The sequence below is a fragment of the Halobacillus sp. KGW1 genome (assembly GCF_001592845.1).
Lineage (GTDB): Bacteria > Bacillota > Bacilli > Bacillales > Halobacillaceae > Halobacillus.
The window spans coordinates 509,276-534,668 of sequence record NZ_LSOC01000004.1; the positions used below are offsets into that span (position 1 = coordinate 509,276).

Genomic DNA, 25,393 nt, shown 5'->3' on the forward strand with positions numbered 1-25,393 from the left:
CAAGGGTTGGCGGAAAGGTTACATCATGCCGCCCATTATCCCCTTTACTGTAATATCTTTGGTTATGGTTTATTAGCGCGCGTCAGAATAGGTTTTTCTAAACTAGGCTTGTAACATCATTAAGTTTGTTTCACTTAAAATCAACGCCTTATGTTACTCGTATGTTACCCTGAAAAGTTATCATTTGTTATCATTCTTCATCATTTATCATCAATTTTTAAAAATTCACTTAAGTCACTCTTTAAGTGAAAAACATTTATCTGTCAAAAAATACAGTTACGCTTCCATAAAAGTAAAAACTAATGGGTTATAAACGCGGGTCTGAGAATCGTACCATACGCTCATAGTCATACCATACTTTTCCATGGGGAGGAAACTTTCCATCAGAAAGATTTTCACCCACTTTGTATGTTGCTCTATCTCCAATCATACTTAGTACTTCATTTATTCGTTGTTTATACATTGTCCTAATAAGATCTCTTTCCTCTTTAGTAAGATTATCACCCATGTTTGGATAACCTCCCCATGCAAGAATTATCTTATGTGGTACATTTCTTATAGAATTTAGAACCTGCATAATCACTTCATTATTTCTTTCATTATTTAACTCTTTACCTAGTAGTACATTGGGGTCGTCAATAATCAGACTTTTAAATGTAGGTCCAAAAATCGGAAATAGATTTAAAATAATAACTTTAGAAAAATCAAACGAATCTTTATAAAGATAATCACAAACTTTGTATATAGTATCATCCGATATCTTTCTCTTCATTTTTGCGTCATGAATACCTGCTCTACTTGGGTTTTTCATAATTACTACCGCTACTCTATCACTTAATCTCGTTTTAAAAGGAACAGTTATTGAATATCTATAGTGATTGCCTTTAATACTTAAATCAATTTCTTTTGGATTAGTAGAAATACCTTCTTCATCTATATACGAAGAAAACCAAATTTTTTTACTAATATTATCCCTCCTAGTATATTAAGCGGTTTCAAAAGACTTAGTAACCATATTCGCCCAATTAATAATGTGAAATTTCCCATATTTATAGTAGGATATTAATGTAGAAAGGATGTGACCTATAATGTATTCAATCGGCATTAGAGTATCACCGAACAAAGTCTCACCTAAGATTTATTACACTGTAATTTTACTTACTGACGGTGGTCGATTCGATATTGTTAGATCTTCAGAACTAAATATCCCAACGACCCTTGATTTACCTGAACAGCTAGCATATTTAAGGACTAACTTATTAGCAATTATTCTTGAGTACAATATTATCTGTGCAGGATTAAGAATTTCAGAAACCATCGCAAAGACACCATCGATTTATAGGATGAATATAGAAGGTGTAATACAAGAATTATTTGCAAATAGTTCAATAGAGAAATACTCAGTAATGAAAATAGCTCAAATGAGCAAGTATTTAGAAGATGGTGATATTAAATCATATTTAGATGGTGACCTTAACTTTGCAGAAATAAAAGACTGGGATCAGTTAAGATTAGAACTACGTGAAAGTACAGTTACTAGCTTAGCAGCAACTTGTATATAAGGGGAGTACAACATGTTAATGGTTAACACTTTATTAAGGGTAAGTTTGGAAGAGGATATAGGACAAGAAGGCAGGAATTCAAACGTTCACATAGCATTCGATCCACAGCTTGATGCACGCTTAGTCATCAAAAAAATTCCCAAGAGTGACTTTACTCAGGCTGAAGATTTTTTTAATGAAGCTAAAATGTTGTATGCTACTACTCACCCAAATATTATGGGGGTAAGATATGCCACCCAAGATAAAGAAAACATCTACATATCAATGGATTACTACAAAAATGGGTCATTAAATTCCTTAATGAGTAAAAAACACTTAACGGTAAAAGAAATAGTACGTTACTCATTAGAATTTCTCTCAGGTTTGCATTTTATGCACACTAAAAACTTAGTCCATTTTGATATTAAACCAACAAACATACTTCTAAATGATGCTAACAGGGCAGTAGTAACAGACTTTGGCTTGGCAAAATACTTAAATGAGAACGGATTCGCAAATCCTGATAAATCGTATCCACTTCATATACCTCCTGAGACATTCAAATTCAACAAGTCATCGACCTTTTCAGATGTATATCAGGCAGGCTTAACAATTTATAGAATGTGTAATGGCAATGAATTTTTCCACGATCAATATCGTAAACTAAATATAACAAATAGTGATGAATTAGCAGAGGCAATAATAAAGAATAAATTCCCTAAGCGAAATTCTTTTTTACCCCATATCCCTAACAAGTTTCAACAGATAATTAAAAAAGCAATTAATCCAAATGTTGAAGAGAGATACGAATCCGTTCTAGAAATGATGAATGATTTAAGTACAGTTGATTGTAAGTTTGATTGGCGGTATAATCAACATACAAACACACATTCGTCTTGGACTCGTGAAAATGAAACACATATTTTCGTTTTAGAACTAAAAAAAGATGACGATGAATGGTTCACTGAAGGGCGACGAATTAGAAAATCTGATAATAAAACAAACAAAATGAACAAATGTTTCACTAATGGATATAATACTAAAGATGAAGCTTTCAAAAGCGTAAAAGCTCTCTTAGAGGTTTAGCTTATTAAAAAGGAGGTACACCATGGCTAAATTTGTTGTAAGAAAATCATATACAAATCAGTCTGCTGCCCCTTTTCCTCTTGATACGCTTAAAGAGCGTCTTATTAAAGACACAGCCGTTGATATGCGAGATAATTATAAAATTATGGAAAAAGACAATGGTTATGTTAAAGTATTTCCTATTGATGAATCAAAACTATATAAATAATTTTTCCAGGGTGTCCCTTAGAGGATGCCCTATTTTTTATACAAGTCACGTAGCAAACAGGCTAAATATATAAGTTAGGATATTAAAAAAACTTTTATTACTTTATCACATAAGTGACTATCAACTTGTTTAGACAAAATATTTTTTGTCCCAATAAAGTCTAAAGAGTTCCAAATAAAGTATATGTATTTGGAACTCTTCATATTTGTTTATTCTAATTTTACACTTCGTAGACCCTTAGCACTTCATCTCCATAGTAATTTATTACCTTTACAGCTATTTTACCTGTAGGTGGTTTAGAAAATTCTCTACTTTTAGTTGAATGTATAGTTTCAAGTACGTGTGGTTCGATTTCAGCTTTTAATGCTTTCTTTAACTTAGTTAACTGTTTATCATTACCAAGAAAGTATGCATGCCTTACAAAGAAGCTCTCTCCATTGTATGAAGTATCTATAAACCAACATGCTATGTCACTAACTGAGCTACTCTTTACTTGGCCTGTTGTAGGATCATAAATATCTAGCCCATTAATTTCGACCGAAATTTTATTCCCATCGTTTTTGAGGATATCAATATCCGGCTCACCAAAAACAGTGAATAGATTACCTGCACCAGTCTTCTTTAGTTTATTTTCCATAAGAATATCTGGATTCATTCTAGTAATCAACACTTTCAACTTACCATAATTATTTATTTCATCGTTAACGTAGGGATCAAATGCAAAACCACAAACTATTAGAATATCAAACCCAATACCTTTTACAGCTTCCTTAGCTGCTTCTTTTACAAGCTCTGTTCCTACAGTTCCATTCTCAGGGCCAATACATATTGCTGCTCTTTTTATTGAATCTTTTTCGTGATACTCTCCTTCAGCGTTGATATAAGTTCCAGCGTAAGGTTCGAGATATGAAAATTTAAGCCTCTCATCTTTCTTAGTATTCTGCACTCCTGCAATCTTTAAGTTATCCAGAACGATTTGCTCATATTGTACACCACTATCAGTCTTACTTTTCGATTTGTTAATTGAATCATTTCCTTCTTGAAAATCTGATATTATTCTGTGGGGTGATATACTTTCAACTGTGAATGGCCCTGAAACTCTTACTTTTTTTCTATTTTCATATGGCTTATCAATACGGTATCTAACCCCAGCAGTCTCTTGTAAAAGAGCAGTTAATTCTCGTGATTTTTCTTCTGTTTTTTCTTGATATAACTCTAGTATTTGTTTTGCTTTCTGAGACCAATTTTTTTCAGGCTCTTTAGGGATTTGCCAAGATTTAAGGTTAAATTTTAATTCACTATTAAGATTCGCAACAATATCGTTCAGCTCTTTTTCCCATTTATCATTAATTTCATCTATACCTTCATTATTAGATATTTTTGATAAAGTGGTATACGGAGATCTCTTATAAATAAACCCCTTTGAAATATCATTACTTACTCCTGTAGAGTTTGGAGCTTCTCCAGAAATGGATTTTTCCTTTTTAATACCTTCATTTGAGTCAGCTAATAAGTAATATGGATATTTAGCGTTCATTAATCTAGTTCTTGCAAGGGTTAGTGCTACTCTACTAGTATCAATGCCTATCCACCTACGTCCCCACTTTTCTGCAACAAAAGGTGTTGTCCCGCTACCACAAGTAGGATCTAAAACTAAATCTCCCGGATCCGAGCTCATTAATATGCATCTCTTTACAACCTCTGTATTCGTCTGCACAACATAAACTTTATCGTCTGCACCTACAGTGTCAAACCAAGGGGTTGTTAAAGATTTAGCTGTATTTTCATCTGCATACATAATAAACGTAAGACGGTTGCCTTCTACTTGTAAACGTCGCATAGCTTTTAACCTATCCATACCTTGTTTGTTTGTAGCGTAACCATTCTTTGGATGCTTATATATATTTCCCTCAAATTCATAATCAAACATTCCTGAGTCCATCTTTCCTGATGGCTCTAAAGATTTCAGACGATAAACTCTTGCGTCTTCAGGTAATAAAGCATGATTGTCTATTTCCCGCTGAGTCATTCTATGTCTAGTTCCATCTGGTAACTCATACCAACAATGATGAAACTCTCCTTCAACACTTTGATCTACATATAATTGATTATACTTAGCATGTACTTTCCCTTCAGAATCAAACTTGTTTTTAGAATACCAAATTATAAAATCTCCCATTTGTTCTAAAAAGTTTGCACCAAAAGGCATGGTTTTCTTTCTAAAAGGAATTAATGCGATGAAATTCTCCCTTCCAAAAACTTCATCCATTAATGACCTTACCAAATGCTCATTTTCATCACTTATTTGAACGAATATACTACCGGTTTCCGTCAATAAGTCACGAGCAACTGTCAACCTATCCCTAAGGTACGGAAGGAAGGAATGAATTCCCAGTTGCCAAGTATCTCTATAAGCTCTAATTTGTTCAGGCTGTCTAGTTAAGTCTTGTTCCCTTCCATCTTTTACAACTTTATTTCGAGTATCTACTTGCCAATTTGAATCAAACTTTATACCATACGGTGGATCTAAATAAATAGTTTGCACCTGACCAGAAAGTCCTTCTTTTTCTGCTAAACTGTTCATTACTGTTAAAGAGTCTCCTAGAATTAATCTATTACTCCAATTCTGATCATGTTTATAAAATTCTACAAGGTCTTCGAAACCTATATTGTTAAACTCTGAAAATAAATCCATTTGTTCCTCAGCTTTAACACTTTCTGTTCTCATCCCCTCTATAATTGCTTGAGGGTGTATTTGCTCATGAATATAAATAGGATAAGTCGAAACAACTAAGTCTTCTTTATCCTGAGAATCTTTCCCCTTCCATACAAGCTGTGGATCCTTTGCTATATTTCTAGAATAAATAATATTTGAGGAGTTAATATCATAAGGTGTCATAAAATCTCTTAATTCTCCTGTAGGAATATTTTTTCTTTTGTTTTTATACTTTATAGAATCCAGATTACTCATTCTAAATAACCGCCTCCGTTGTATATTTAAAAATTAGGATGATATTCAGTCAAGTATTCTCTAATTTGTTCAACCGGATTGTCCCAAGGGTCAGTTATTTCGATAAAGCCCCAACGTCCAAATTCACCATAATTATTAATTGACTTAACCCATAAGTTTTTTGCTGTACTAACCTTTATTTGTTTGTCTTCCATCTTTTGGCCAGAGACCTCTACAATTAAGCTAAGTTGTTGATTGTCATTTCCTATTTTAACTATAAAGTCAGGAACATAGTTTCTTTGGTGACCACCTATTGTATAAGGAATTGTAAATCCCAAATTTTCATTTTTAACATATGATCTTACCTCATCCATATCTTCAAAGACTTGTGCCATTTTCTGCTCCCAAGAATTTGTATCTGCAACAACATGTGATATATGACATTTTCTTTGGTCTGTTTTGTAAGTCTGTTTTGAAGTTCGAAAGTCAACTTCTTTAGTAGAACCTACATATTCATACGGTTTTAAGATAGGATTTAAGATTCTTTCACCTTCTTCTGAAGCAATAATTGATAAATAAATTTTATCCACCGCTCTATAGGCTAAATCCGTTAAAAGTAATAATTGTGGAAAGGTATTATGTTTACAGATTAAAGAAGAATCCATCCACTTTTTTGTTATCATTAATAACTGTGGAAATAACCAATGTTTTCTATTTTCAGCTTCTTCCTCAAAATATTTTTCAAGAGTTATTTTTGTTAACTTAAAAGCGACCTCTTGCAACCTACGCTTTTCTAGGTCTTCTAAGCTGTGATAACTGGATTTTCCAACGATAGGAGCGGATTCGGTAGTTGTAGGAAAATCTCTTGTTGTTAATACCAATTCAGTTTCCTCACTAAATTCTGCATCAATTTTGTTCTCGGTCAATCTATACCTGTACCCTACTACTTTCGGGTATTCAATCATGGAGTCTCTTCTTTCAGGGATTGAACGTATGTGTGTATAATTCTTATTTCTTTTTCTTCTCTTAATTGAACCATTTGTAGGAATAAACGAAAAAGGAACACCGTATACTTCTGCGTACTCAGGTTCAAACATACCGTTCTCGTCTGCAATATAATTAAATCTCCTTAAGGCTCGTCCAACTACTTGCTCGCATAATAACTGGGAACGAAATGCTCTTACACCTAAGATATGAGTAACATTATTGGCATCCCATCCTTCAGTAAGCATAGAAACGGAAATCACACACTTAACAGTTTCACCTAGCTTCCCTTTTTTTCCTACAGTATTCATTACTTCTCTTAATAGGTCTTCATCTTTTAGATTACGAATATCTCTTCCTGGAAATCTTTTTTTATATTCAGCTTTAAAGTCCTCTATTTGGTTGTAAGACAACTTCTTAAATTCATCTGACATAGAATTACCTGATTCAAGTTGTTCGCTATCTATAAGTATGGTATTAGGTTTTCCAGACCAATTCCCATTTTCTTCGTTATTAAATATGGGTAGTTGACCGGGAACCACTACAGTTGATTCATCAGTTAACTGTTTCTCCCAACCGGACACATAATCATAAATTAATTTTGAGACTGTAGTATTATTACAAACAACAATAAAAACTGGAGGAGGATCTTCCGTTAAATTTCTCTCTTTATCAATTTCCCAATCACGATAATATTGCTGATAATTTCCATATAAACTGATTAATGCAGCCTCTAGCTCTTTAGGTAATTTGGGATCTCCTGTTATATCGTTTTTCTTCCTCCCTTTCTTTGGTAAGTCATCACTTATTCTAAACCACAAGTCTCTATATGTAGGTTGATCACCGACCATAGAATTATCTGACACAGGTACCCTCGGAACCTTGACAATACCACTTTCAATTGCATCGATTAGTGAAAAATCTGTAACCACCCAAGGAAAGAGCTTACCTTCAGGATATCCAGACCCCTTTAAAAAAAAGGGTGTAGCTGACAAATCATACACATACTTAATCCCTACTATTTTATTTATAATTTCAAGACCATTAAACCAAAGTTTTGCTGCCTCATTTTGTTTTTTTGCTTCTTCCTTCTCATCATTATCAAAATAATCCTCTTTTGAATCAGGCTTGCTATGATAACAATGATGAGCTTCGTCGTTTATCACAATGAAATTTTTACCTAATTCTCTACAAACTCGATTTACCATTTCTTCAGGAGTTTCTTTATTGAAGCCACTATCTTGTTGACCTGATACAATTTTCGCAAGCCTGCTTCCTTCACTCAAATCTTTCATTGCGAAAGTATGATAATTGGTAACAACTATTGTTGCCTTTCTCAAATCTGACATCCATTGAGTAGGAACTATATCCCTTTCCAAATAATAATTATTGCTATCAGTAGGTAGCAATACTCTTAACCTATCTTTAATTGTTATTCCAGGAGTAACTATTAGAAACGACTTTGTAAATCTTTTATCATAAGGATTAGAGATTTTATTAAGAGTTTGCCATGCGATTAACATTGACATAACTACAGTTTTACCAGTGCCTGTAGCCATTTTAAATGCAGTTCTATATAACGAAGAGTTCACATTTCTCTGCTCATTTATTAACTTTTCTTCAATAAATTTTCCATCATATTTTTTTGCTACTTCTGCGATGTAGATAGCTGTTTCAACAGCCTCTAGCTGGCAATAAAATAGTTTTTTGTCTCTTTCTTTATTATTCCAATACTCTAATAACCTAGCTGTAGTTCTAGTGACACCTACATATCCACCTTTTCTCCACTTGTTTACTTTTTCTCTCATTGTATTAATAAATGTATGTTCTTCTTTAACATGAGACTCAAACATATCATCTTCGTACATGTTTAATTGTTCATTAAAAACATTACTTTTTTTTCTAGAAGAAGGTATCGGAACAAAATATGAGCTTTTTCTTCTTGTATGTATTATTTCATTTGTTATTCCGTCTTCATCAAAATGAAAATGTTCGTTTGGTTCTAAATAGGGTGAATTAATAACAGGGTTCTCAATTATTACTTTTTCCACTAAAATTCCCTCCAACATAATACTGTATCTAGTATATCATGTACGTACTTACCGTTTTTTTAGATTACATTAAATAATAAATATAGGATAATTTCCCTGTTAAATAGATTCAACAAAAAATAGGATTTTACCTCCTATGTTTCAAAACACAGAAAATCAACAGCCCCATAAGAGATATAATATCAGGCTGTTGATTTTCTTATATTAGAAGTTTTCTAGAATTTCTGTCTCTATAAAACATGACTGATACGATGATCTGGCCCTTCTATGTTTACGATCTTAGCCTTATTAAACATTCTTGACAAAATTCTCTCTCCCTGAACCTCTCCATATTTCTTTTTTAAGTCACTACTAGAGTAATTCGTATTAAATAAGTTTTTACCATTTTGCCTTTGATCTAGTATCTGATAAAGGATATCTCCACTCCATGTTTCAAATCCATATGGGTCAGCTTTTGATCTTTCTCAACCAATTTCATCTAATATAAGGTAGTCAACATGAAATATGGTAGTAAGTATTTGTTGCTCTCTTAAACCGCTCCCATTACTGTATGTGCTTTGTATGACTTTCATAAGCTTGGGCACTTTTAAAAATAAAACTGTGTGCGGGACTTGGTACATATTGCCATCCTCTTCATATACAAATTTCTGCTCTTCAAGATTTCTAACTGCACACCTAAAAAGGTGAGACTTTCCAGTTCCAGGCTTCCCCTTGAAAACAATTGATGAAAAATTAGTGTCGCCTGCCTTGCTATAGTGAGTTATTACATCTAAAGCTTCTTTTTGTGATTTTGTTTTTGGAATATAGTCACTTAGAGTGACATCTAATAATTCATTGGGAATTTGTTGAATTTGCTGTACACGATTTACTAGTTCCCTTCTCTTAGGAGGAACATACCCTTTCGACTTTTCTATTGATAGCTTTCTATGATCACATTTCATACATACGCTAATTCGTTGTCCAGCACGCTCATATATCGGTACTTCATTTTTGCAAACTTTACATGTTCTTAATCCGACTTGGTTAATATTTATAATACTTAATAAGTTAGTTTCTTTAGGCTTTTTAAACCCTTCCACCTCTTAGCCTCCTAGACTAGTTTGTCGTATGGATTATCTTCGTTTCTATCTGTTAAATTAGATAAGTTCCGGCTTTTACGGAATTCAATTATAGATGCTTCTGCGTCTTCAATAGACCTAATATTGCTATTAAGCCAGTTATTTAATATTGCTTTTGCATACCCCCAGTGCTTTTGCTTTTCAAGAGCTAATTTTAATGCCTTAAGTACTAGAGCATCAGACAAATCATTACAATAATTCTGTATCTCTTCCGCAATGAAGGGGTTTAGTGGCCCTATATTACTTTGATAGAAACTATGAGGACTTTCTAACGCGATATTTAATGAAGTTTCACTGTGATTATTATGTTTTTGTTTTTGTTTTTCTTTTTCTTTTTGGCTACGAATCGTCGACGACTCGTTAACGTGTCGTGAAAATTCCTCATAAACAGATTCTTGCTTTATACTTTTCATAATTTCTAGCAATAGCCTCTCATCTCTTACTTCATTCAATTCTTTGTGCACGCAATCTATAACCGGTTTCCCAGCTTTATTAAGGTTATATTTACCCCAATTCTTAACAGCTAGCTCTCTAGTTTCTTCATTAGAGCACAGTAATAAGCTGGGCGAAAAATAATGAAGCTGAAATTTAAAAAATGAAAGCCAAATTGAAGAGTAAATAAGGGGTGATAGGAAGATGAACCATATTTATAGACCGCGATGTAAATGCAAAAATAAAAAATGCACCTGTGGAGCTAGTTGGGCTTACATCGTCAACATTGGAAAGGAACCTAAAACAGGGAAAAGAAAACAGAAGAAGAAAAGTGGTTTTAAAACCAAGAAGGAAGCTGAAAAGGCAGCCGCTTCTCTTTTAAACGATATGAACCAAGGGACATATATCCAAGAGTCCCACATATCGTTTGAGGAATTTTCAATAGGATGGCTTTTAATATATGAGAGCACAGGCAAAGTAAAAGAAAGTACTATACGGGTTCGTAAACATGAAATAAAAAGGCTTCTGGACTACTTTGCGAAGCTAAAATTAAAAGATATCACCAGAAGACAGTACCAACATGCTTTAAATGACCTTAAAACAAGAGGCTTTGCTCAGAACACTATTGATGGAGCTCACCGAACAGGGAGAATGATTTTAAAAAAAGCTGTTGAAATGGAACTCATAAAAAAAGATCCAACAGAGTTCACTTATGTCCCACAGAAACAATTAACCATTCAAGAATTAGAAGGGCAAAAGACTATCCCAAATTATTTAGAAAAAAATGAGTTGCATCTTTTCCTTCAGACAGCTAAAGAACATGGGTTGGATCAAGACTATCCAGTATTCTTATTGCTTGCTTACACTGGATTAAGGGCAGGTGAACTATGCGCGTTAAAATGGAAAGATCTTAAATTCAGGTGAACAAACAGTCAACGTCACTAAAACGTATTACAATCCTACAAATAATAAAAAAGAGTATAAGCTACTAACGCCAAAAACATTAACTTCTGTACGGGAAGTGGATATTGATGAAAAGGTAATCAGTGAATTGAAACATCATAAGTCTTTTCAAAATAGCATCAGTATGAGATATCGAGATAAATACCATAAAGAGGACTTCATATTTGCACACGTGGATGGAAAAACCCCCGGATATCCTCTTTATATTAAAAAGATAGAAAATCGGATGAAACGCTTGTTGAAGTTAGCAGATTTAAACCCTAAGCTTACTCCTCACTCGCTTCGACACACACATACCTCTCTACTTGCAGAAGCGGGTGTTAGCCTACCACAGATCATGGAGAGATTAGGTCACAAAGATGAAGACACTACCAAAAACATATATCTTCATGTGACTAAAGAAATGAAAAAAGAGGCCTCCCAAAAGTTTAAAAAACTAATGGAAAACCTCTAATTTTAAGCATTATAAGGGTGAAAGTTACCCGAATGTTACCCCTCAAGATGAAATCCAGATAACATTACTATTAAACCAAGGGATATTAGGGCGATATTACATCATGCCGCCCATTCCGCCCATGCCACCCATATCAGGCATGCCGCCGCCTGCATTCTCTTCAGGAATGTCTGCGACTACCGCTTCTGTTGTCAAGAACATAGCGGCTACGGAAGCTGCGTTTTGAAGTGCAGAACGCGTTACTTTCGTTGGGTCGACGATACCTTGTTCGACCATGTTCACCCATTCGCCTGTTGCTGCGTTGAATCCTACGCCTACGTCTTCGCCTTTCAGACGTTCAACGATGATGGATCCTTCCAGACCGGCGTTGTGAGCGATTTGGCGGACCGGCTCTTCCAAGGCGCGAAGGACGATGCTTGCACCAGTCGCTTCATCGTCGGAAAGCTCAAGGCCTTTGACAGAGTTAATGATGTTGACTAGAGCTGTACCACCACCGGCAACAATACCTTCTTCTACAGCTGCTCGTGTAGAGTTAAGGGCGTCTTCGATACGTAGTTTACGCTCTTTCAATTCTGTTTCTGTCGCTGCTCCTACTTTGATGACAGCTACGCCGCCGGAAAGTTTAGCAAGGCGCTCTTGCAGTTTTTCTTTGTCGAATTCAGAAGTTGTTTCTTCTGACTGGGCACGGATTTGTGCAACGCGGGCAGAGATCTGCTCTGGGTTGCCGGCACCTTCGACGATAGTAGTGTTTTCTTTTGTGATGACGGCTTTGGACGCGCGCCCAAGCTGGTCGATTGTTGTATTCTTCAGATCAAGTCCAAGGTCTTCTGTGATCACTTGGCCGCCTGTAAGTGTCGCGATATCTTCAAGCATCGCTTTACGACGGTCACCGAATCCTGGAGCTTTGACAGCTACAGCGTTGAATGTACCGCGCAGTTTGTTGACGACGATCGTCGCAAGTGCTTCGCCTTCTACGTCTTCAGAGATCAATAGAAGCGGCTTGGACTGCTGGACGACCTGCTCAAGGACAGGAAGAACTTCCTGGATGTTGTTGATTTTCTTATCTGTAATCAAGATGTACGGATCTTCAAGAACCGCTTCCATCTTGTCTTGGTCTGTGACCATGTATGGAGAAGCGTATCCGCGGTCGAACTGCATACCCTCCACCACTTCAAGCTCCGTGTTGAATCCTTTAGATTCTTCGATCGTGATGACACCGTCGTTACCAACGCGTTCCATCGCTTCAGCGATCAGCTGGCCTACTTCGTTGTCGGCAGCAGAGATGCTCGCTACCTGTGCGATAGACTCGCGGCCTTCGATCGGCTTGGAGATTTTGCGAAGTTCTTCTGTAGCAACAGCTGTTGCTTGTTCAATTCCACGGCGGATTCCTACTGGATTCGCACCGGAAGTGACGTTCTTCAGTCCTTCACGGATCATTGCTTGTGCAAGAACGGTCGCTGTAGTCGTACCGTCCCCGGCTACATCGTTTGTTTTGGAAGCTACTTCAGAAACGAGCTGTGCTCCCATGTTTTCGAACTGGTCTTCCAATTCGATTTCTTTCGCGATAGTCACACCATCGTTCGTGATCAGTGGAGAACCGTATTTTTTATCCAAAACGACGTTACGTCCTTTTGGTCCGAGTGTTACTTTTACAGCATCTGCTAATGTATCAACACCACGAAGCATGGAGCGTCGTGCGTCTTCACTAAATTTGATTTCTTTAGCCATTTAAAAATGCCCTCCTCATTAAAATCGTATTTCTAAGTATTTATAGAAAGAAAGTGACTACTGGATGACAGCCAGTACATCTGATTCGCGCAGAATCAAGAATTCGCTGCCTTCGTATTTCACTTCTGTACCTGCGAACTTGGAGTAGATGACGCGGTCGCCTTCTGCAACTTCAAGCGCTACTTTTTCTCCGTTTTCTGTCACACGGCCGGAACCGACAGCGACGACTTTACCTTCGAGCGGCTTTTCTTTCGCTGAATCCGGAAGTACGATTCCGCTTGCAGTAGTTTGTTCTTCCTCAACTAGTTCAATAACAATACGATCACCAAGTGGCTTTAACAATTAGGACACCCTCCTTGATATGGTTGTTTCAAATTTTTTGTCGTTTATTAGCACTCGATGTTGGTGAGTGCTAACACAGTTATTATAATAATAAATCTGCCTTCGTTTTTCAAGTAGGAACTACACAATTTTTTTGCTTCTTTTTCGACAATATTCGTACGATAACCCTTATTTCTTACGTGAGGTTTTGAAACTGTGATAAAATACATAAAGTATGGATATTGAGGTTCACGGGCGGACGTTGTCTTGACCCGTTTACTGTTATATAAAAGGAGCCGTGAATTTATGCCAAACCGTTATTGGTATATCATTCTGACTTATGTTATTACACAGTTATCCGCCCTTGCCGGTGCACCGCTTCTGGTGGCTCTCGGTATGGGAAGGTATGATGCCGTCGCCGTCTGGTCCGTCGCCAGCTTCACGATCGCGACGATCATCATCTTGATTCTGCTGAAGCCTGATCTTCGGGAAGAAATGACGAGAAGCGATCGTTCTTCGGCCGGGTCTGTCGTGCTTTGGTCGATTGCGGGTGTATTCCTGGCGTTGTTCGCCCAGGCGATTGCAGCTACGATCGAATCGCAGCTGTTCGATGTGCCGGCAGGGTCCGAGAATACGATGGGATTGATGGAGATTGCGCGTCAGTCGCCGCTGTTCATCCTGCTTCCGGTCGTGTTTGCACCGATTACGGAGGAAATCCTCTTCCGTAAAATCATTTTCGGGTCGATCTATAAACGAACGAACTTTTTCTTAGCCGTTCTCGTATCGTCCTTGATCTTCGGTGCTTTTCACTTTGATTTCACCCACATGCTAGTCTACTTCTCCATGGGAGTCGTATTCGCCTTCCTGTATGTCAAAACAAAACGAATTATTACACCAATCGTGGCACATATGGCGATGAACTCGTTCGTTGTCATCACGCAGTACTTCCTCACGGAGGAAGACATCAGAAGGATGCAGGAACAATTGGAGACCATCTTTATTGGAGGCTTTTTATAATTATGAGAACATCACCAATGTTCATGGCCATGCTCTACCTTTCCATGGGCGTCGCCTTCACGTATATTGCGGCCCAGTCGGCCGGTGAGACCGTGTGGAATGCGATGACCATCATCCTGGCGTCGGTCGCGACCGTCAACATCGCCGTCGCCATCCGGCTGTTTAATCTTCACAGGAAAATACAGCAGGCAAAAAATAAGAAAGAATAACAAAAGCAGGAGCTGCGGAGCTCCTGCTTTTTTATGTCTTGTATAGTGGGCATCAGACGTGAGAAGCGGGCTCCGGGAAAGGAAAGGCTTTCCCGGAGCCCTTTATGTCAAACACAGCACCACAATACCAGTTCCTGCCCTTCGCTATCTTTATCTTCATACCTTCCAAAACCTCCTATTCCTTCGAGTCGGCCTGTGCTCCTTTTAGTATAAAGGAGAAAGGAATGGCAAGGACGAGGACGACGCCGGAGACGAGGAAGGCTTCATTCAGCGTCTGCAGCGTGGCGGCCTGGAGGTCGATGTCGGAAGCCGCCTGGATCTGCGCCCTCCGCACTTCATAATAGACAGAGAAAAAGACGATGCCTATCGAGGACGACATCTGGCGGATGATGTTGTTCATCGCGGACCCTTGCGCGACGAGATGATCCGGGATGCTGTTCATGCCGGACGTCGTCGCCGGCATATTGCCCATCCCCATCCCGACGCCGCGGACTGTATTCAACAACAGGATCAGCCAGTAGGGTGTCGACAGGTGAAGGAAGCCGAGGGCGAACGTCGCTGCCGCCATGATGGCAAGCCCCGGCGGGACGACATAGCGCGGCCCCTTTTTATCAAGGATTCTTCCTCCGAGCGACATGAATACACCGCTCGCAGCCGCTGCCGGCAGGAATAAGAGCCCCGTCATCACTTCACTCCAGCCGTAGACGTTCTGGATCAACAGCGGCAGCAGGAAGATCCCGGAGAAGAGTCCGATCGAGGCGGCGGATGTAACGACAATCGACGCCGCATAAGTCGGGACCCGGAACACCGACAAGTTCAACAGCGGATCGTCCTGTCGGTTCTCGTAGAAAACGAACAGCACGACGGCTGCGAGTCCGACGACGATAAGGACGATGTTGATCGGGTCCAGGAGATGATCCAGCGTCCTCCCTCTTCCGAGTGCAAACAGCAGGCCTCCGATGCCGAGCGATACAATAAGAAATCCGACAAGGTCGAATTTCTTTTCGGGATGGGTTTCCGTCCGCTCCAGGTATTTCGAAGAGAGGACGAGTCCCGTCAGGCCAAACGGAATGTTCAAGGCGAAGAGCCAAGGCCAGTCGACGTATTGGATGAGAAACCCGCCGATCGTCGGTCCGATTGCGGGGGCGACCATAGCGGCGATGCCGTACACGCCGACAGCAAGGCCCCGTTCGTGCCTGGGGAAGGACTGGAAGATGAGCGCCATGGCGATCGGCAGCATCAGACCACCGGCTATGCCCTGGATGGCCCGGGAGACGATTACCATCGAGAGCGTCGAGGAGAAGAAGCCGCACAGTGAGCCGACAAGGAAGAGACAAAGCCCGGACAGGTACACCTTTTTCTTCCCGAACCGGTCGCCGAAGTAGCCGGTCAACGGCATCGTCATCCCCATCGCGACCATGAAGATCGTCAAAATCCATCCGACAGAGACGGCATTGGAATCGAATATTTCTATAAAACGTGGCAGAATCGGATTCAGCATGCTGTTGTTCAGAATGACGGTGAAGGTTCCGAACAGGACAGACACGACGACGAGCCACTTATTAGGTAATCGTTTCATCGTACCTTACCTCCTTAATTACCTAGTTACTATACCACCATCCTGCAACTCTAATCGCCGCTCGACCGATTTACGAGAGCGGAATCTTTTTTTCTTTGTAATCGCTTCCCTTCTCCCGCCTATGTTTATAACGTTTTTCAAGGTGGGTATAACAAAGAAGAATCACACAAGGAGGCGAACCATTTATGGGACGTTTAGATAACAAAGTAGCTGTCGTGACCGGTTCTGCGACAGGAATCGGAGCGGCAACCGTGAAATTATTCGCAAAGGAAGGCGCGACGGTGGTCTGTGCCGACATCAATGTCGATGCCGTGAAGAAGACGGTGGATGAAATTCATAACGAAGGCGGCGAGGCGGAGACGTACACGCTCGACGTATCGAAAGAGGACAGCGTTTCAGCATTTGCTGATTACCTGAAGAAGACATATGGCAACATCGATGTCCTGTTCAACAACGCAGGGATCGACGAAGAAGGCGGCAAAGTGCACGAATATCCTGTCGATCTCTTCGACCGGATCATCGCTGTCGATCTGCGCGGAACGTTCCTGACGAGCAAATACCTGCTTCCATTAATGATGGATAACGGCGGATCGATCATCAACACATCTTCCATGTCCGGAAGAGCTGCTGACCTCGACCGCTCCGGCTATAACGCGGCGAAAGGCGGAATCACGAACTTCACCCGTGCGATGGCAATCGACTACGCCCGGGACGGCATCCGCGTCAACTCCATCGCTCCCGGTACGATTGAGACACCGCTTGTAGACGGCCTTGCCGGTTCGAAGGAAGATAAGGAAGGACAGGAATTCCGTGATGCCAACAAGTGGATCACTCCACTCGGCCGACTTGGAAGCCCGGATGAAATCGCATCCGTCGCCCTTTTCCTCGCCAGTGACGACAGCTCCTATGTAACCGGAGAGGACATCACGGTCGACGGCGGCATCATGGCCTACACGTGGCCGGGTAAAATGCTGATCGATAAGAAATGGAAAGAAGAAACCGAATAAGAATAACAAAAAAAGATGCCGGAGCCGGCATCTTTTTTTCAATCCTCTATTTTTCCATCCAACGGATAATGCTTCAAAAAGTAGACGAGCGCTTGAAGCTCAATCGCAAGATCGATATGATGCACCCTCACATCAGACGGCACGTTGATCCGGGCCGGCGTGAAGTTCAGGATACCCGATATTCCGCCCTCGACGAGACGGTCGGTGATCGCCTGCGCCTCTGAGGCAGGAACCGTCAGAATCGCGACCTTCAAATCGCCGATCTTCTTCTCCAGATCATCGATGTGATGGACCTCCACCCCGCCGACTTCACTCCCGATCCGATTCTCACTCGCATCGAAGGCAATCTCGATCTTTGTATTATTGTTCTTCGTGAAATTGTAATTAAGGAAAGCCGTTCCCAGGTTCCCGACACCAATCAGCGCGACACGTGTCGTCTCGTCCTGATCCAGCGTCTTCCGAAAGAAGGAAAGCAGGTACTCGACATTGTAACCATAACCTTTCTTCCCGAGGGCTCCGAAATAGGAGAAATCACGGCGGATGGTTGCGGAATCGACTTTGACCGCCTCACTCAATTCTTTCGATGACACCCGCAGTTTCCCCTGGCTGTGCAGGTTGTTCAGGAAACGGTAATATAACGGAAGCCGCTTCGCTGTCGCCTGAGGGATTTTCGCTTGTTCTATATCCATTGTCGTCTCTCTGCTCCTTTACTCGTCATTTCTTCGGTAATCTCCGTTCTTCCCTCCGGTTTTCTCTGCAAGGTAAGTCGGACCGATGACCATGCCTTTATCTACTGCTTTACACATATCATAAACCGTCAATGCTGTGGCAGAAGCGGCCGTTAGCGCTTCCATTTCTACCCCGGTGCTTCCCTTCGTCTTCACGGAAACCTCGATCAGCAGCTTTTTCGTTTCCCCTGTTTCCCAATCGAAGGATACATCGATTCCCTTCAAGGAAAGCGGATGACACATCGGAATCCAATCCGACGTTTTCTTCGCTGCCATGATTCCGGCGACTTGGGCGACCGCGAGCACGTCCCCTTTGGCCATTGTCTGGTTGGTAATCTTCTCGTATATTTCTTCCTTCACTTCCACACTCGTTCTCGCAACAGCCGTCCGGACCGTATCGTTTTTCTCTGATATATCGACCATCCGTGCCCGGCCCTGCTCATTAAAATGACTGAATTCCGCCATCTCCAACTACCCCTTTTATGTGATTGGTCATGCCGCAGGCGGCAACACTAGTTTCATTTTAACAAAAAATCACAGGGAAGTCGTTAAAGTTTTCACAATCTCGCGAGGGCTTCTGTTGCTAGCAGGCTCACCGATGATATACACTTGATTTATCGAGGTGAAACGACATGATTCTCATGCAGTTGAATCAATTGGAAAAGCGTTTCGGCGCTGAATTGATTTTATCTAATATTAAACTGGAAGTACAAAAGAACGACCGGATCGCCATTGTCGGCAGAAACGGTGCAGGAAAGTCGACCCTGCTGAAGATGATGGCCGGCGAGATGAGCTATGATGAAGGAAACATCTTCATGCCGAAGGAAACGACGCTCGGATATCTCGCTCAAAACACAGGCCTGCAGTCCGACGAAACGATCTGGAATGAAATGGAGAAAGTCTTCCTCCATCTGAAGGACTTGGAGAAAGAGCTGCGCGCGATGGAAGCGAACATGGCAGACCCTGACCTGATCTCGGATCAGGAGCGCTACCAGCAGTTATTGACCGATTATGACCGCAAGCAGGAATACTTCAAGAACGCAGGCGGATACCAATACGAAGCGGATATCCGCTCGGTACTGAACGGGCTGAATTTCCAGCATTTCAACTGGGATACACCGATCACGTCCTTAAGCGGCGGCCAGAAGACGAGGCTGGCACTCGGGAAGCTGCTGTTGAAGAAGCCGGACGTGCTTATTCTCGATGAACCGACCAACCACCTGGACATCGATACGATCTCCTGGCTCGAAGGGTACCTGCAGGGCTACCAAGGTGCGGTCGTCATCGTTTCCCACGACCGCTACTTCCTCGATAAGATCGTCAACACGGTCTACGAGATCGCCTTCCAATCCTCTAAGAAGTATCACGGCAACTACAGTAACTACCTGAAACAGAAAGAAGCCGACTTCGAGCAGGAAATGAAGCGATTCGAGAAGCAGCAGGAAGAGATCAAACGGATGGAGGACTTCATCCAGAAGAACATCGTCCGTGCGACGACGACGAAGCGCGCCCAGAGCCGGCGCAAACAGCTGGAGAAAATGGACCGGCTGGAAAAACCGAAAGACGATAACCAATCCGCGAAGTTCAGCTTCCAAGTGGCGAAGCGCAGCGGAAACGATGTGCTGAAACTGAGAGACTATGCGTTCCGTTATCCGGACAGCGATACGAACCTTTTCGACAAAGTATCCCTTGATCTGAACCGAGGCGATTCGGTGGCCCTCGTCGGTCCGAACGGGGTCGGAAAGACCACCCTCCTTAAGACGATCATCGGCGATTTGGAAGCCGTCAAAGGAGACAAGCTGATCGGCACGAACGTCCAGATCGGTTACTACGATCAGGAACAGAATAAGTTGAATTCCACGAAGACCGTTCTGAATGAGCTATGGGACGATTACCCGATGAAAAATGAGAGGGATATCCGGACCATTCTCGGAAACTTCCTTTTCTCAGGCGAAGATGTCCTGAAGCCGGTCTCTGCCTTGAGCGGTGGAGAGAAGGCACGTCTCTCCCTCGCCAAGCTGATGATGCAGGAAGCGAACTTCTTGATTCTGGATGAGCCGACCAACCACTTGGACCTCGACAGTAAAGAGGTGCTGGAAGCCGCACTCGTCGACTATCCAGGAACGTTACTGTTCGTCTCCCACGACAGATACTTCATTAACAAAATCGCGACACAGGTCGTCGAGATGAATCCGGAGGAAACGAGACTGTTCCTCGGAGATTACGACTACTATGTGGAGAAGAAACAGGAAGAATATGAACTCGAGCAGCTGGAAGCCGAAGAGCGCCGCCTGAAAGAGCCCGCCAAGCACGAGCCACAGGCCAAGAACAGCTTCCAGGAAGATAAAGCTGCGAAGCGGGAAGAGCGGAAGAGAAACCGCCGTATCGCTGAAATAGAAGCGGAGATTGAACAGATCGAGCAGCAGCTGGAAGAGAATGAAGCCTTACTCTGTGATCCGGAAGTCTACCAGGACCATGAGAAGTCCCTTCAGCTCACGCAGGACAATGCCGAAAAGCAATCTGCTCTCGAGCAGTTGATGGAAGAATGGGAAACGCTGCACGATGAATAAGAAGAGAGCATCCACAGATGGTGGGTGCTCTTTTTTCGTCCTTATTTCTCTACAGATTATCAACAAAGTTACTAACAGCTGTGTATTTGATTTATCGGTTTTCAACAGGGTTATGCACATTATCCACAATAAAACCCGACGTTATCCACAAAATGGTATCGCTTTCTTTTAAGATCACACATATCCACAACCTGGAAACCAAACGCATACTTATACACATGTGGATAAGAAAACAAAAACCCTCCGTGAAGGAGAGCTTTTGTCACCTCTTACTTTTTCCTTGCGCCGAACTGTTCTAAATCGAGCCCAGGGTTCGCATTGAGATCCCACTCGGACCGATGTCCTTGGTTAAAGGCAACTGCCCCTGCTGCTGCAATCATTGCTGCATTATCTGTACACAGCGACAGTGGAGGAATGAGCAGTTCTGTATCGATATCCACAAACTTCTCCTGAAGCGCCTGACGCAGCCCTCTGTTTGCAGCCACGCCTCCGGCGACGATCATTTGCTTGACGCCGTATTCCTCAGCCGCGCGGGCCGCCTTCGTCGATAAGACATCGACGACGCTCGCCTGGAAGCTTGCCGCTACATCGGCATCCTTCAGCACTTCTCCCCGCTGCTTCGCTTTATGAAGCCGGTTGATGACGGCAGATTTCAAACCGCTGAAACTGAAGTCGTACGAGCCTTCTTCCAGCCAGGCACGAGGGAAGTCGATCGTCTCTTCTCCTTCTTGTGCCAGCCGGTCGATTTGAGGGCCGCCTGGGTATAGCAGCTTCAACGTACGTGCCACTTTATCATAGGCTTCCCCTGCGGCATCATCCCTCGTTTCTCCGATGATTTCATAGGAGCCATGCTCTCTCATCAGGACAAGCTCGGTGTGCCCTCCGGAAACGACCAGGGCGAGCAGCGGGAACTCGAACTCTTTCTCCAAACGGTTGGCGTAGATATGGCCGGCGATATGGTGGACGCCGACGAGCGGTTTCTGCTTCGCAAAGGCGACGGCTTTTGCTGCATTCACCCCTACTAAAAGGGCTCCTACCAATCCCGGTCCTTCGGTAACGGCGATCGCATCCATGTCATCGATCGTCATCTCCGCCTCGTCCAACGCTTCTTCCAGTGTGATCGTCATCTGTTCGATATGGTGTCTTGAAGCGATTTCCGGAACGACCCCGCCGAACCGCTTATGGCTCTCGATTTGAGAAGCCACGACGTTTGCTACCAGTTCTCTTTCATTTTTTACGATGGCGACAGCTGTTTCGTCACAGCTTGTCTCAATTGCCAGTATATATTGATCCTTCGTCATTTTAATCCCACCCACATTACTAACGCATCTTCTCCGTTGTCGGAGTAATACCGTTTGCGGATTCCACCCGGTACCAGTCCGAACTTCCGGTACATATGCTGCGCGGCTGTATTTGATACCCTCACTTCAAGGGAGAGTTGAATCGCTCCATGTTCAATCGCTTGTTCGCACGTATGGCGGAAGAGGTTCTCCCCGTGCTTTTGTCCCCGGTAGTCCGGATGGATGGCGATATTGGTGACGTGTGCCTCGTCGATGATCAGCCACAAACCGCAATATCCGATAATCCTGCCCCCTTCTTCGACGACATAATAGTGGGCGTACGGATTATCATCCATCTCCTTTTGAAAGGTTTCCTCCGACCACGGGACAGGGAAGGAAATCTTCTCTACTTCCATGACCCCTTCCACATCCGCAGGCGTCATCTGTCTGATTGCTGCCATGTCACTGCTTCTCCTGCTGTTCCAGCCATTTGACTTCGGCCTCCGGCAGACGCAGATAATTCGGTACCAGATCATGCAGCGCCCCAGGTTCCCGGTCCACTGCGACGTCTGCAAGGATGGATGGACGAGCAAATTGGTAGGGAGCAGCCGGGATGACCGCTTTTTCCCCGAGGACCTCTTTAATCCTCTCTTCATGGACGGCGATATCCTGACTAAGGAACAGAACAGGACGATCCAATTCTTTCAATTGGTTCAGCCAGTCTTCCATAAGTATGTTCGTCTCCTCCATCACGACCGTCATGGATGAATCGTAAAGCCCTGTGTACACAAGACCACGGCGCGCATCAAAGAAAGGACATACATATCCATCAAAGAATGCGCCTTGACGGGCAACAGCCTCCAGACTGGAAATGCCGACTACAGGAATGCCGAGTGCCCATGCCATCGTTTTCGCCGTCGTAAGACCGATACGCACGCCTGTGTAAGAACCGGGTCCGTGTGCGACAGCAATTCTGTCCAGCTCTTCCGGTTTCGTACCCGTTTCCTCCATCAGCTGGTCGATCGCAGGCATGAGGCGGATCGAATGGTTTTTTTTCATATTCGTAACATATTCACCAGCGACGGTGCCGTCTTTCAGAACGGCCACCCCCATCACATAATTGGACGTGTCGATCGCAAGTATATTCATAATAAAATCTCCTTACATATCGCATCGAAATGTTCCGATTTCGCATCGAGTTTAATGGAACGGGTCGATTCGTCTTTGTAGTGGATCGTGATGTCGAGACGCTCCTCCGGCAGGTACTCCCGGATGAACTGCGCCCATTCGACGACCGTGACGCCTTCGCCTTCAAAGTACTCTTCAAAGCCGAGGTCTTCCTCGCTGTCCTCCAAACGATAAACGTCCATATGATAGAAAGGCATCCGTCCCTGGTACTCCTTCATGATCGTGAACGTCGGGCTGTTTATATTCCTCGTTACACCGAGGCCTTTTCCCAGTCCCTTCGTAAACGTCGTTTTTCCAGCGCCGAGATCTCCTTCCAGCGTCAGCAGATCTCCAGGTACAAGTCGTTCTCCAAGCCGCTCTGCAAGGCGCTGCGTCTCTTCTGCAGAAAAGCTGATGCATTCATATATAGCCATAGGTTCATTCACTCCTCAAATGCGTGTAACCGGACTTTTCCAGCCGTTTTCTTTGTCCATGTTCCTGTAAATAGACAGAAGCTTCCGCCTGACGTTTGGAAGTAACACTTCCAACCCGGGTAATACGAAGTTTCAGCTGCTCCGCAATCTGCTGAACGCGTTCCCAATCCTTTTCCGGGACGGTTCCGAGCAGCTCAAAATCTTCCCCGCCGGAAAGCATCCACTCTTTATATCGATCCGGATATACATGCATCAATGCATCCGAATACGGGAGATAGTCCGCATCAATAATCAAATCGACATCACTTGCTTCTGCTATTTCATTTGCTTCGTTGGCAATACCGTCACTGATATCGTTCAACGCCACTCGTTCCAAATTGGAGAGTCCTGCTGCGAAAGAAACCCTGGGTAACGGCATCCGGTGTCTTTCCACAAGAAAAGCCGTCTCCTTGTCCGGATTCTCCCCTTCTTTAAGGAGCCATTCGAGTCCTCCGCGCGAATCTCCGAGCGTACCTGTGACGAAGACAACATCAGCAGGCTGAGCCACTGAACGATACCTTGCTTTATTTTTATCGACCATCCCGATCACCGTAACCGTCACAGATAGCTCCTGCCCGGAAACCGTATCCCCGCCGATCAAATCCATATGATAACCAGCAGCAAGAGCATCCATGCCTGCATACAAGTCATGAAGCTCCTGCTCTTCCCAATGGGAAGGGATCGTGATGGAAACGAGATAATAAGCAGGCGTACTCCCCATTGCAGCCAAATCACTTATATTGGCTGCCAACACCCGGTGACCGACATGATAAGGAGCCATTGTATCTTTCGTGAAATGGACCCCCTCCACCATCGTATCCACCGCTGTTACGATATCACTTGCGGGAGCGCGAAAAACAGCCGCATCATCCTGAATTCCTTTAATCAGAGAAGACTGCCGATAAAACTTCGGTTGAATTGATTGAATAAACGAAAACTCATCCATACATACGTCCCTTTCAATAAAAAAGTCTTTCTTCTTCTATTATACCAACAGGACGCTTAATATAAAAAATTCCATAATAAAAGCCTTAGGAAAGCATCCTAAGGCTGGAAGTTTAATTTTAAATAGTGGCGGTCCGGACGGGACTCGAACCCGCGACCTCCTGCGTGACAGGCAGGCATTCTAACCAACTGAACTACCGGACCAAACATTTAAAGACTAAAGTAAAATCGACACAGTGATCGATTTAAATTGGTTGCGGGGGCAGGATTTGAACCTGCGGCCTCCGGGTTATGAGCCCGACGAGCTACCAGACTGCTCTACCCCGCGATATTGTGGGAATATATATCCCATTATAATGGTTGTAATGAATGTGGCGACGTCCTACTCTCACGGGGATCTACCCGACTACCATCGGCGCTGAAGAGCTTAACTGCTGTGTTCGGCATGGGAACAGGTGTGACCTCTTCGCCTTCATCACCACATCAATATACATTTGAGGTGAACCCTCAAAACTGGATAAGGAAACATCTTTATCGAAAGAAACGTTTTTCACGCGATCTATGATCAGATAGATAAGTCAT

Annotated in this window: 22 protein-coding genes, 2 tRNA genes, 1 rRNA gene and 1 pseudogene; 8 read left to right on the top strand and 18 right to left on the bottom strand. The window is 42.6% G+C overall.

Features of this window, described 5'->3' with window-relative positions; translation table 11 throughout:
* Positions 1 to 307: 307 nt before the first annotated feature.
* Entirely contained in the window at positions 308 to 967 is a 660-nt protein-coding gene (locus AXG56_RS17270; protein ID WP_082794508.1) for a DUF1643 domain-containing protein, read from the bottom strand.
* Positions 968 to 1,088: 121 nt separating this feature from the next.
* Between AXG56_RS17270 and AXG56_RS17275 the strand changes: the two genes are divergently transcribed.
* The 3 genes from AXG56_RS17275 to AXG56_RS17285 are packed head-to-tail and all read left to right on the top strand — an operon-like array spanning position 1,089 to position 2,835.
* Positions 1,089 to 1,562: a hypothetical protein gene (locus AXG56_RS17275; protein ID WP_062515682.1), complete on the top strand. Its 474-nt coding sequence runs from the start codon at positions 1,089 to 1,091 to the stop codon at positions 1,560 to 1,562.
* Between the two features lie 12 nt (positions 1,563 to 1,574).
* A complete protein-coding gene (locus AXG56_RS17280; protein ID WP_062515683.1) occupies positions 1,575 to 2,627 on the top strand; it encodes a serine/threonine-protein kinase in 1,053 nt (350 codons plus the stop codon).
* Between the two features lie 22 nt (positions 2,628 to 2,649).
* On the top strand, positions 2,650 to 2,835 hold the full coding sequence (locus tag AXG56_RS17285) for a hypothetical protein (protein ID WP_062515684.1): 186 nt from the start codon (positions 2,650 to 2,652) through the stop codon (positions 2,833 to 2,835).
* Between the two features lie 220 nt (positions 2,836 to 3,055).
* Here AXG56_RS17285 and AXG56_RS17290 read toward each other — a convergent pair whose 3' ends face one another.
* The 4 genes from AXG56_RS17290 to AXG56_RS17305 form a co-directional block, all read right to left on the bottom strand.
* Positions 3,056 to 5,806: a site-specific DNA-methyltransferase gene (locus tag AXG56_RS17290; protein WP_062515685.1), complete on the bottom strand. Its 2,751-nt coding sequence runs from the start codon at positions 5,804 to 5,806 to the stop codon at positions 3,056 to 3,058.
* A 26-nt stretch (positions 5,807 to 5,832) separates the two neighbouring features.
* Entirely contained in the window at positions 5,833 to 8,820 is a 2,988-nt protein-coding gene (locus AXG56_RS17295) for a BPTD_3080 family restriction endonuclease (RefSeq protein ID WP_062515686.1), read from the bottom strand.
* Positions 8,821 to 9,284: 464 nt separating this feature from the next.
* Complete coding sequence (locus AXG56_RS17300; RefSeq protein WP_062515687.1) at positions 9,285 to 9,899, bottom strand: hypothetical protein; 615 nt, start codon at positions 9,897 to 9,899, stop codon at positions 9,285 to 9,287.
* Between the two features lie 11 nt (positions 9,900 to 9,910).
* Positions 9,911 to 10,402: a DnaD domain protein gene (locus tag AXG56_RS17305; protein WP_153017448.1), complete on the bottom strand. Its 492-nt coding sequence runs from the start codon at positions 10,400 to 10,402 to the stop codon at positions 9,911 to 9,913.
* 172 nt (positions 10,403 to 10,574) lie between these two features.
* Here AXG56_RS17305 and AXG56_RS17310 point away from each other — a divergent pair.
* A pseudogene (locus AXG56_RS17310) lies at positions 10,575 to 11,787 on the top strand (tyrosine-type recombinase/integrase).
* 96 nt (positions 11,788 to 11,883) lie between these two features.
* On the opposite strand, the gene groL reads toward AXG56_RS17310, so the two are convergent.
* Both groL and groES read right to left on the bottom strand, forming a co-directional pair.
* Positions 11,884 to 13,515 carry a chaperonin GroEL gene (gene groL, locus AXG56_RS17315; RefSeq protein ID WP_026578832.1) on the bottom strand — a complete coding sequence of 544 codons (1,632 nt, stop codon included), beginning with the start codon at positions 13,513 to 13,515 and terminating at the stop codon, positions 11,884 to 11,886.
* A 57-nt stretch (positions 13,516 to 13,572) separates the two neighbouring features.
* Positions 13,573 to 13,857: a co-chaperone GroES gene (groES, locus tag AXG56_RS17320; protein ID WP_008637806.1), complete on the bottom strand. Its 285-nt coding sequence runs from the start codon at positions 13,855 to 13,857 to the stop codon at positions 13,573 to 13,575.
* Between the two features lie 285 nt (positions 13,858 to 14,142).
* Between groES and AXG56_RS17325 the strand changes: the two genes are divergently transcribed.
* Positions 14,143 to 14,853, top strand: a complete 711-nt coding sequence (locus AXG56_RS17325; RefSeq protein WP_008637807.1) for a CPBP family intramembrane glutamic endopeptidase — start codon at positions 14,143 to 14,145, stop codon at positions 14,851 to 14,853.
* Between the two features lie 2 nt (positions 14,854 to 14,855).
* The gene (locus AXG56_RS17330) at positions 14,856 to 15,062 is read left to right on the top strand and encodes a YdiK family protein (protein ID WP_026578833.1); all 207 of its coding nucleotides are present in this window, start codon (positions 14,856 to 14,858) and stop codon (positions 15,060 to 15,062) included.
* Between the two features lie 175 nt (positions 15,063 to 15,237).
* On the opposite strand, the gene AXG56_RS17335 is transcribed toward AXG56_RS17330, so the two are convergent.
* Positions 15,238 to 16,641, bottom strand: coding sequence for an MDR family MFS transporter (locus AXG56_RS17335; protein WP_062515689.1), 1,404 nt, complete (start codon positions 16,639 to 16,641; stop codon positions 15,238 to 15,240).
* Positions 16,642 to 16,826: 185 nt separating this feature from the next.
* On the opposite strand from AXG56_RS17335, the gene AXG56_RS17340 reads away from it, so the two are divergent.
* The gene (locus AXG56_RS17340; RefSeq protein ID WP_008637812.1) at positions 16,827 to 17,648 is read left to right on the top strand and encodes an SDR family oxidoreductase; all 822 of its coding nucleotides are present in this window, start codon (positions 16,827 to 16,829) and stop codon (positions 17,646 to 17,648) included.
* Between the two features lie 38 nt (positions 17,649 to 17,686).
* Here AXG56_RS17340 and AXG56_RS17345 read toward each other — a convergent pair whose 3' ends face one another.
* A complete protein-coding gene (locus AXG56_RS17345) occupies positions 17,687 to 18,337 on the bottom strand; it encodes a redox-sensing transcriptional repressor Rex (protein WP_008637814.1) in 651 nt (216 codons plus the stop codon).
* An 18-nt stretch (positions 18,338 to 18,355) separates the two neighbouring features.
* The gene (gene moaC, locus AXG56_RS17350) at positions 18,356 to 18,841 is read right to left on the bottom strand and encodes a cyclic pyranopterin monophosphate synthase MoaC (protein WP_008637816.1); all 486 of its coding nucleotides are present in this window, start codon (positions 18,839 to 18,841) and stop codon (positions 18,356 to 18,358) included.
* A gap of 167 nt (positions 18,842 to 19,008) precedes the next feature.
* On the opposite strand from moaC, the gene AXG56_RS17355 reads away from it, so the two are divergent.
* Entirely contained in the window at positions 19,009 to 20,946 is a 1,938-nt protein-coding gene (locus tag AXG56_RS17355; protein ID WP_062515690.1) for an ABC-F family ATP-binding cassette domain-containing protein, read from the top strand.
* Positions 20,947 to 21,215: 269 nt separating this feature from the next.
* On the opposite strand, the gene tsaD is transcribed toward AXG56_RS17355, so the two are convergent.
* The 8 genes from tsaD to rrf form a co-directional block, all read right to left on the bottom strand.
* The gene (gene tsaD, locus AXG56_RS17360) at positions 21,216 to 22,247 is read right to left on the bottom strand and encodes a tRNA (adenosine(37)-N6)-threonylcarbamoyltransferase complex transferase subunit TsaD (RefSeq protein ID WP_062515691.1); all 1,032 of its coding nucleotides are present in this window, start codon (positions 22,245 to 22,247) and stop codon (positions 21,216 to 21,218) included.
* Complete coding sequence (gene rimI, locus AXG56_RS17365; RefSeq protein WP_062515692.1) at positions 22,244 to 22,687, bottom strand: ribosomal protein S18-alanine N-acetyltransferase; 444 nt, start codon at positions 22,685 to 22,687, stop codon at positions 22,244 to 22,246. The genes tsaD and rimI overlap by 4 nt, the downstream gene beginning before the upstream one ends.
* A 1-nt stretch (position 22,688) precedes the next feature.
* A complete protein-coding gene (gene tsaB, locus AXG56_RS17370) occupies positions 22,689 to 23,375 on the bottom strand; it encodes a tRNA (adenosine(37)-N6)-threonylcarbamoyltransferase complex dimerization subunit type 1 TsaB (RefSeq protein ID WP_062515693.1) in 687 nt (228 codons plus the stop codon).
* Positions 23,372 to 23,827 carry a tRNA (adenosine(37)-N6)-threonylcarbamoyltransferase complex ATPase subunit type 1 TsaE gene (gene tsaE, locus AXG56_RS17375; RefSeq protein ID WP_062515694.1) on the bottom strand — a complete coding sequence of 152 codons (456 nt, stop codon included), beginning with the start codon at positions 23,825 to 23,827 and terminating at the stop codon, positions 23,372 to 23,374. Before tsaE ends, tsaB begins: the two co-directional genes overlap by 4 nt.
* 4 nt (positions 23,828 to 23,831) lie before the next feature.
* Positions 23,832 to 24,812, bottom strand: coding sequence for a thiamine-phosphate kinase (gene thiL, locus AXG56_RS17380; RefSeq protein WP_008637825.1), 981 nt, complete (start codon positions 24,810 to 24,812; stop codon positions 23,832 to 23,834).
* Between the two features lie 126 nt (positions 24,813 to 24,938).
* Positions 24,939 to 25,015: transfer RNA gene (locus AXG56_RS17385), tRNA-Asp, on the bottom strand.
* Between the two features lie 47 nt (positions 25,016 to 25,062).
* Positions 25,063 to 25,139: transfer RNA gene (locus tag AXG56_RS17390), tRNA-Met, on the bottom strand.
* Between the two features lie 41 nt (positions 25,140 to 25,180).
* Positions 25,181 to 25,294 (bottom strand): 5S ribosomal RNA (gene rrf, locus AXG56_RS17395).
* Between the last annotated feature and the right edge of the window lie 99 nt (positions 25,295 to 25,393).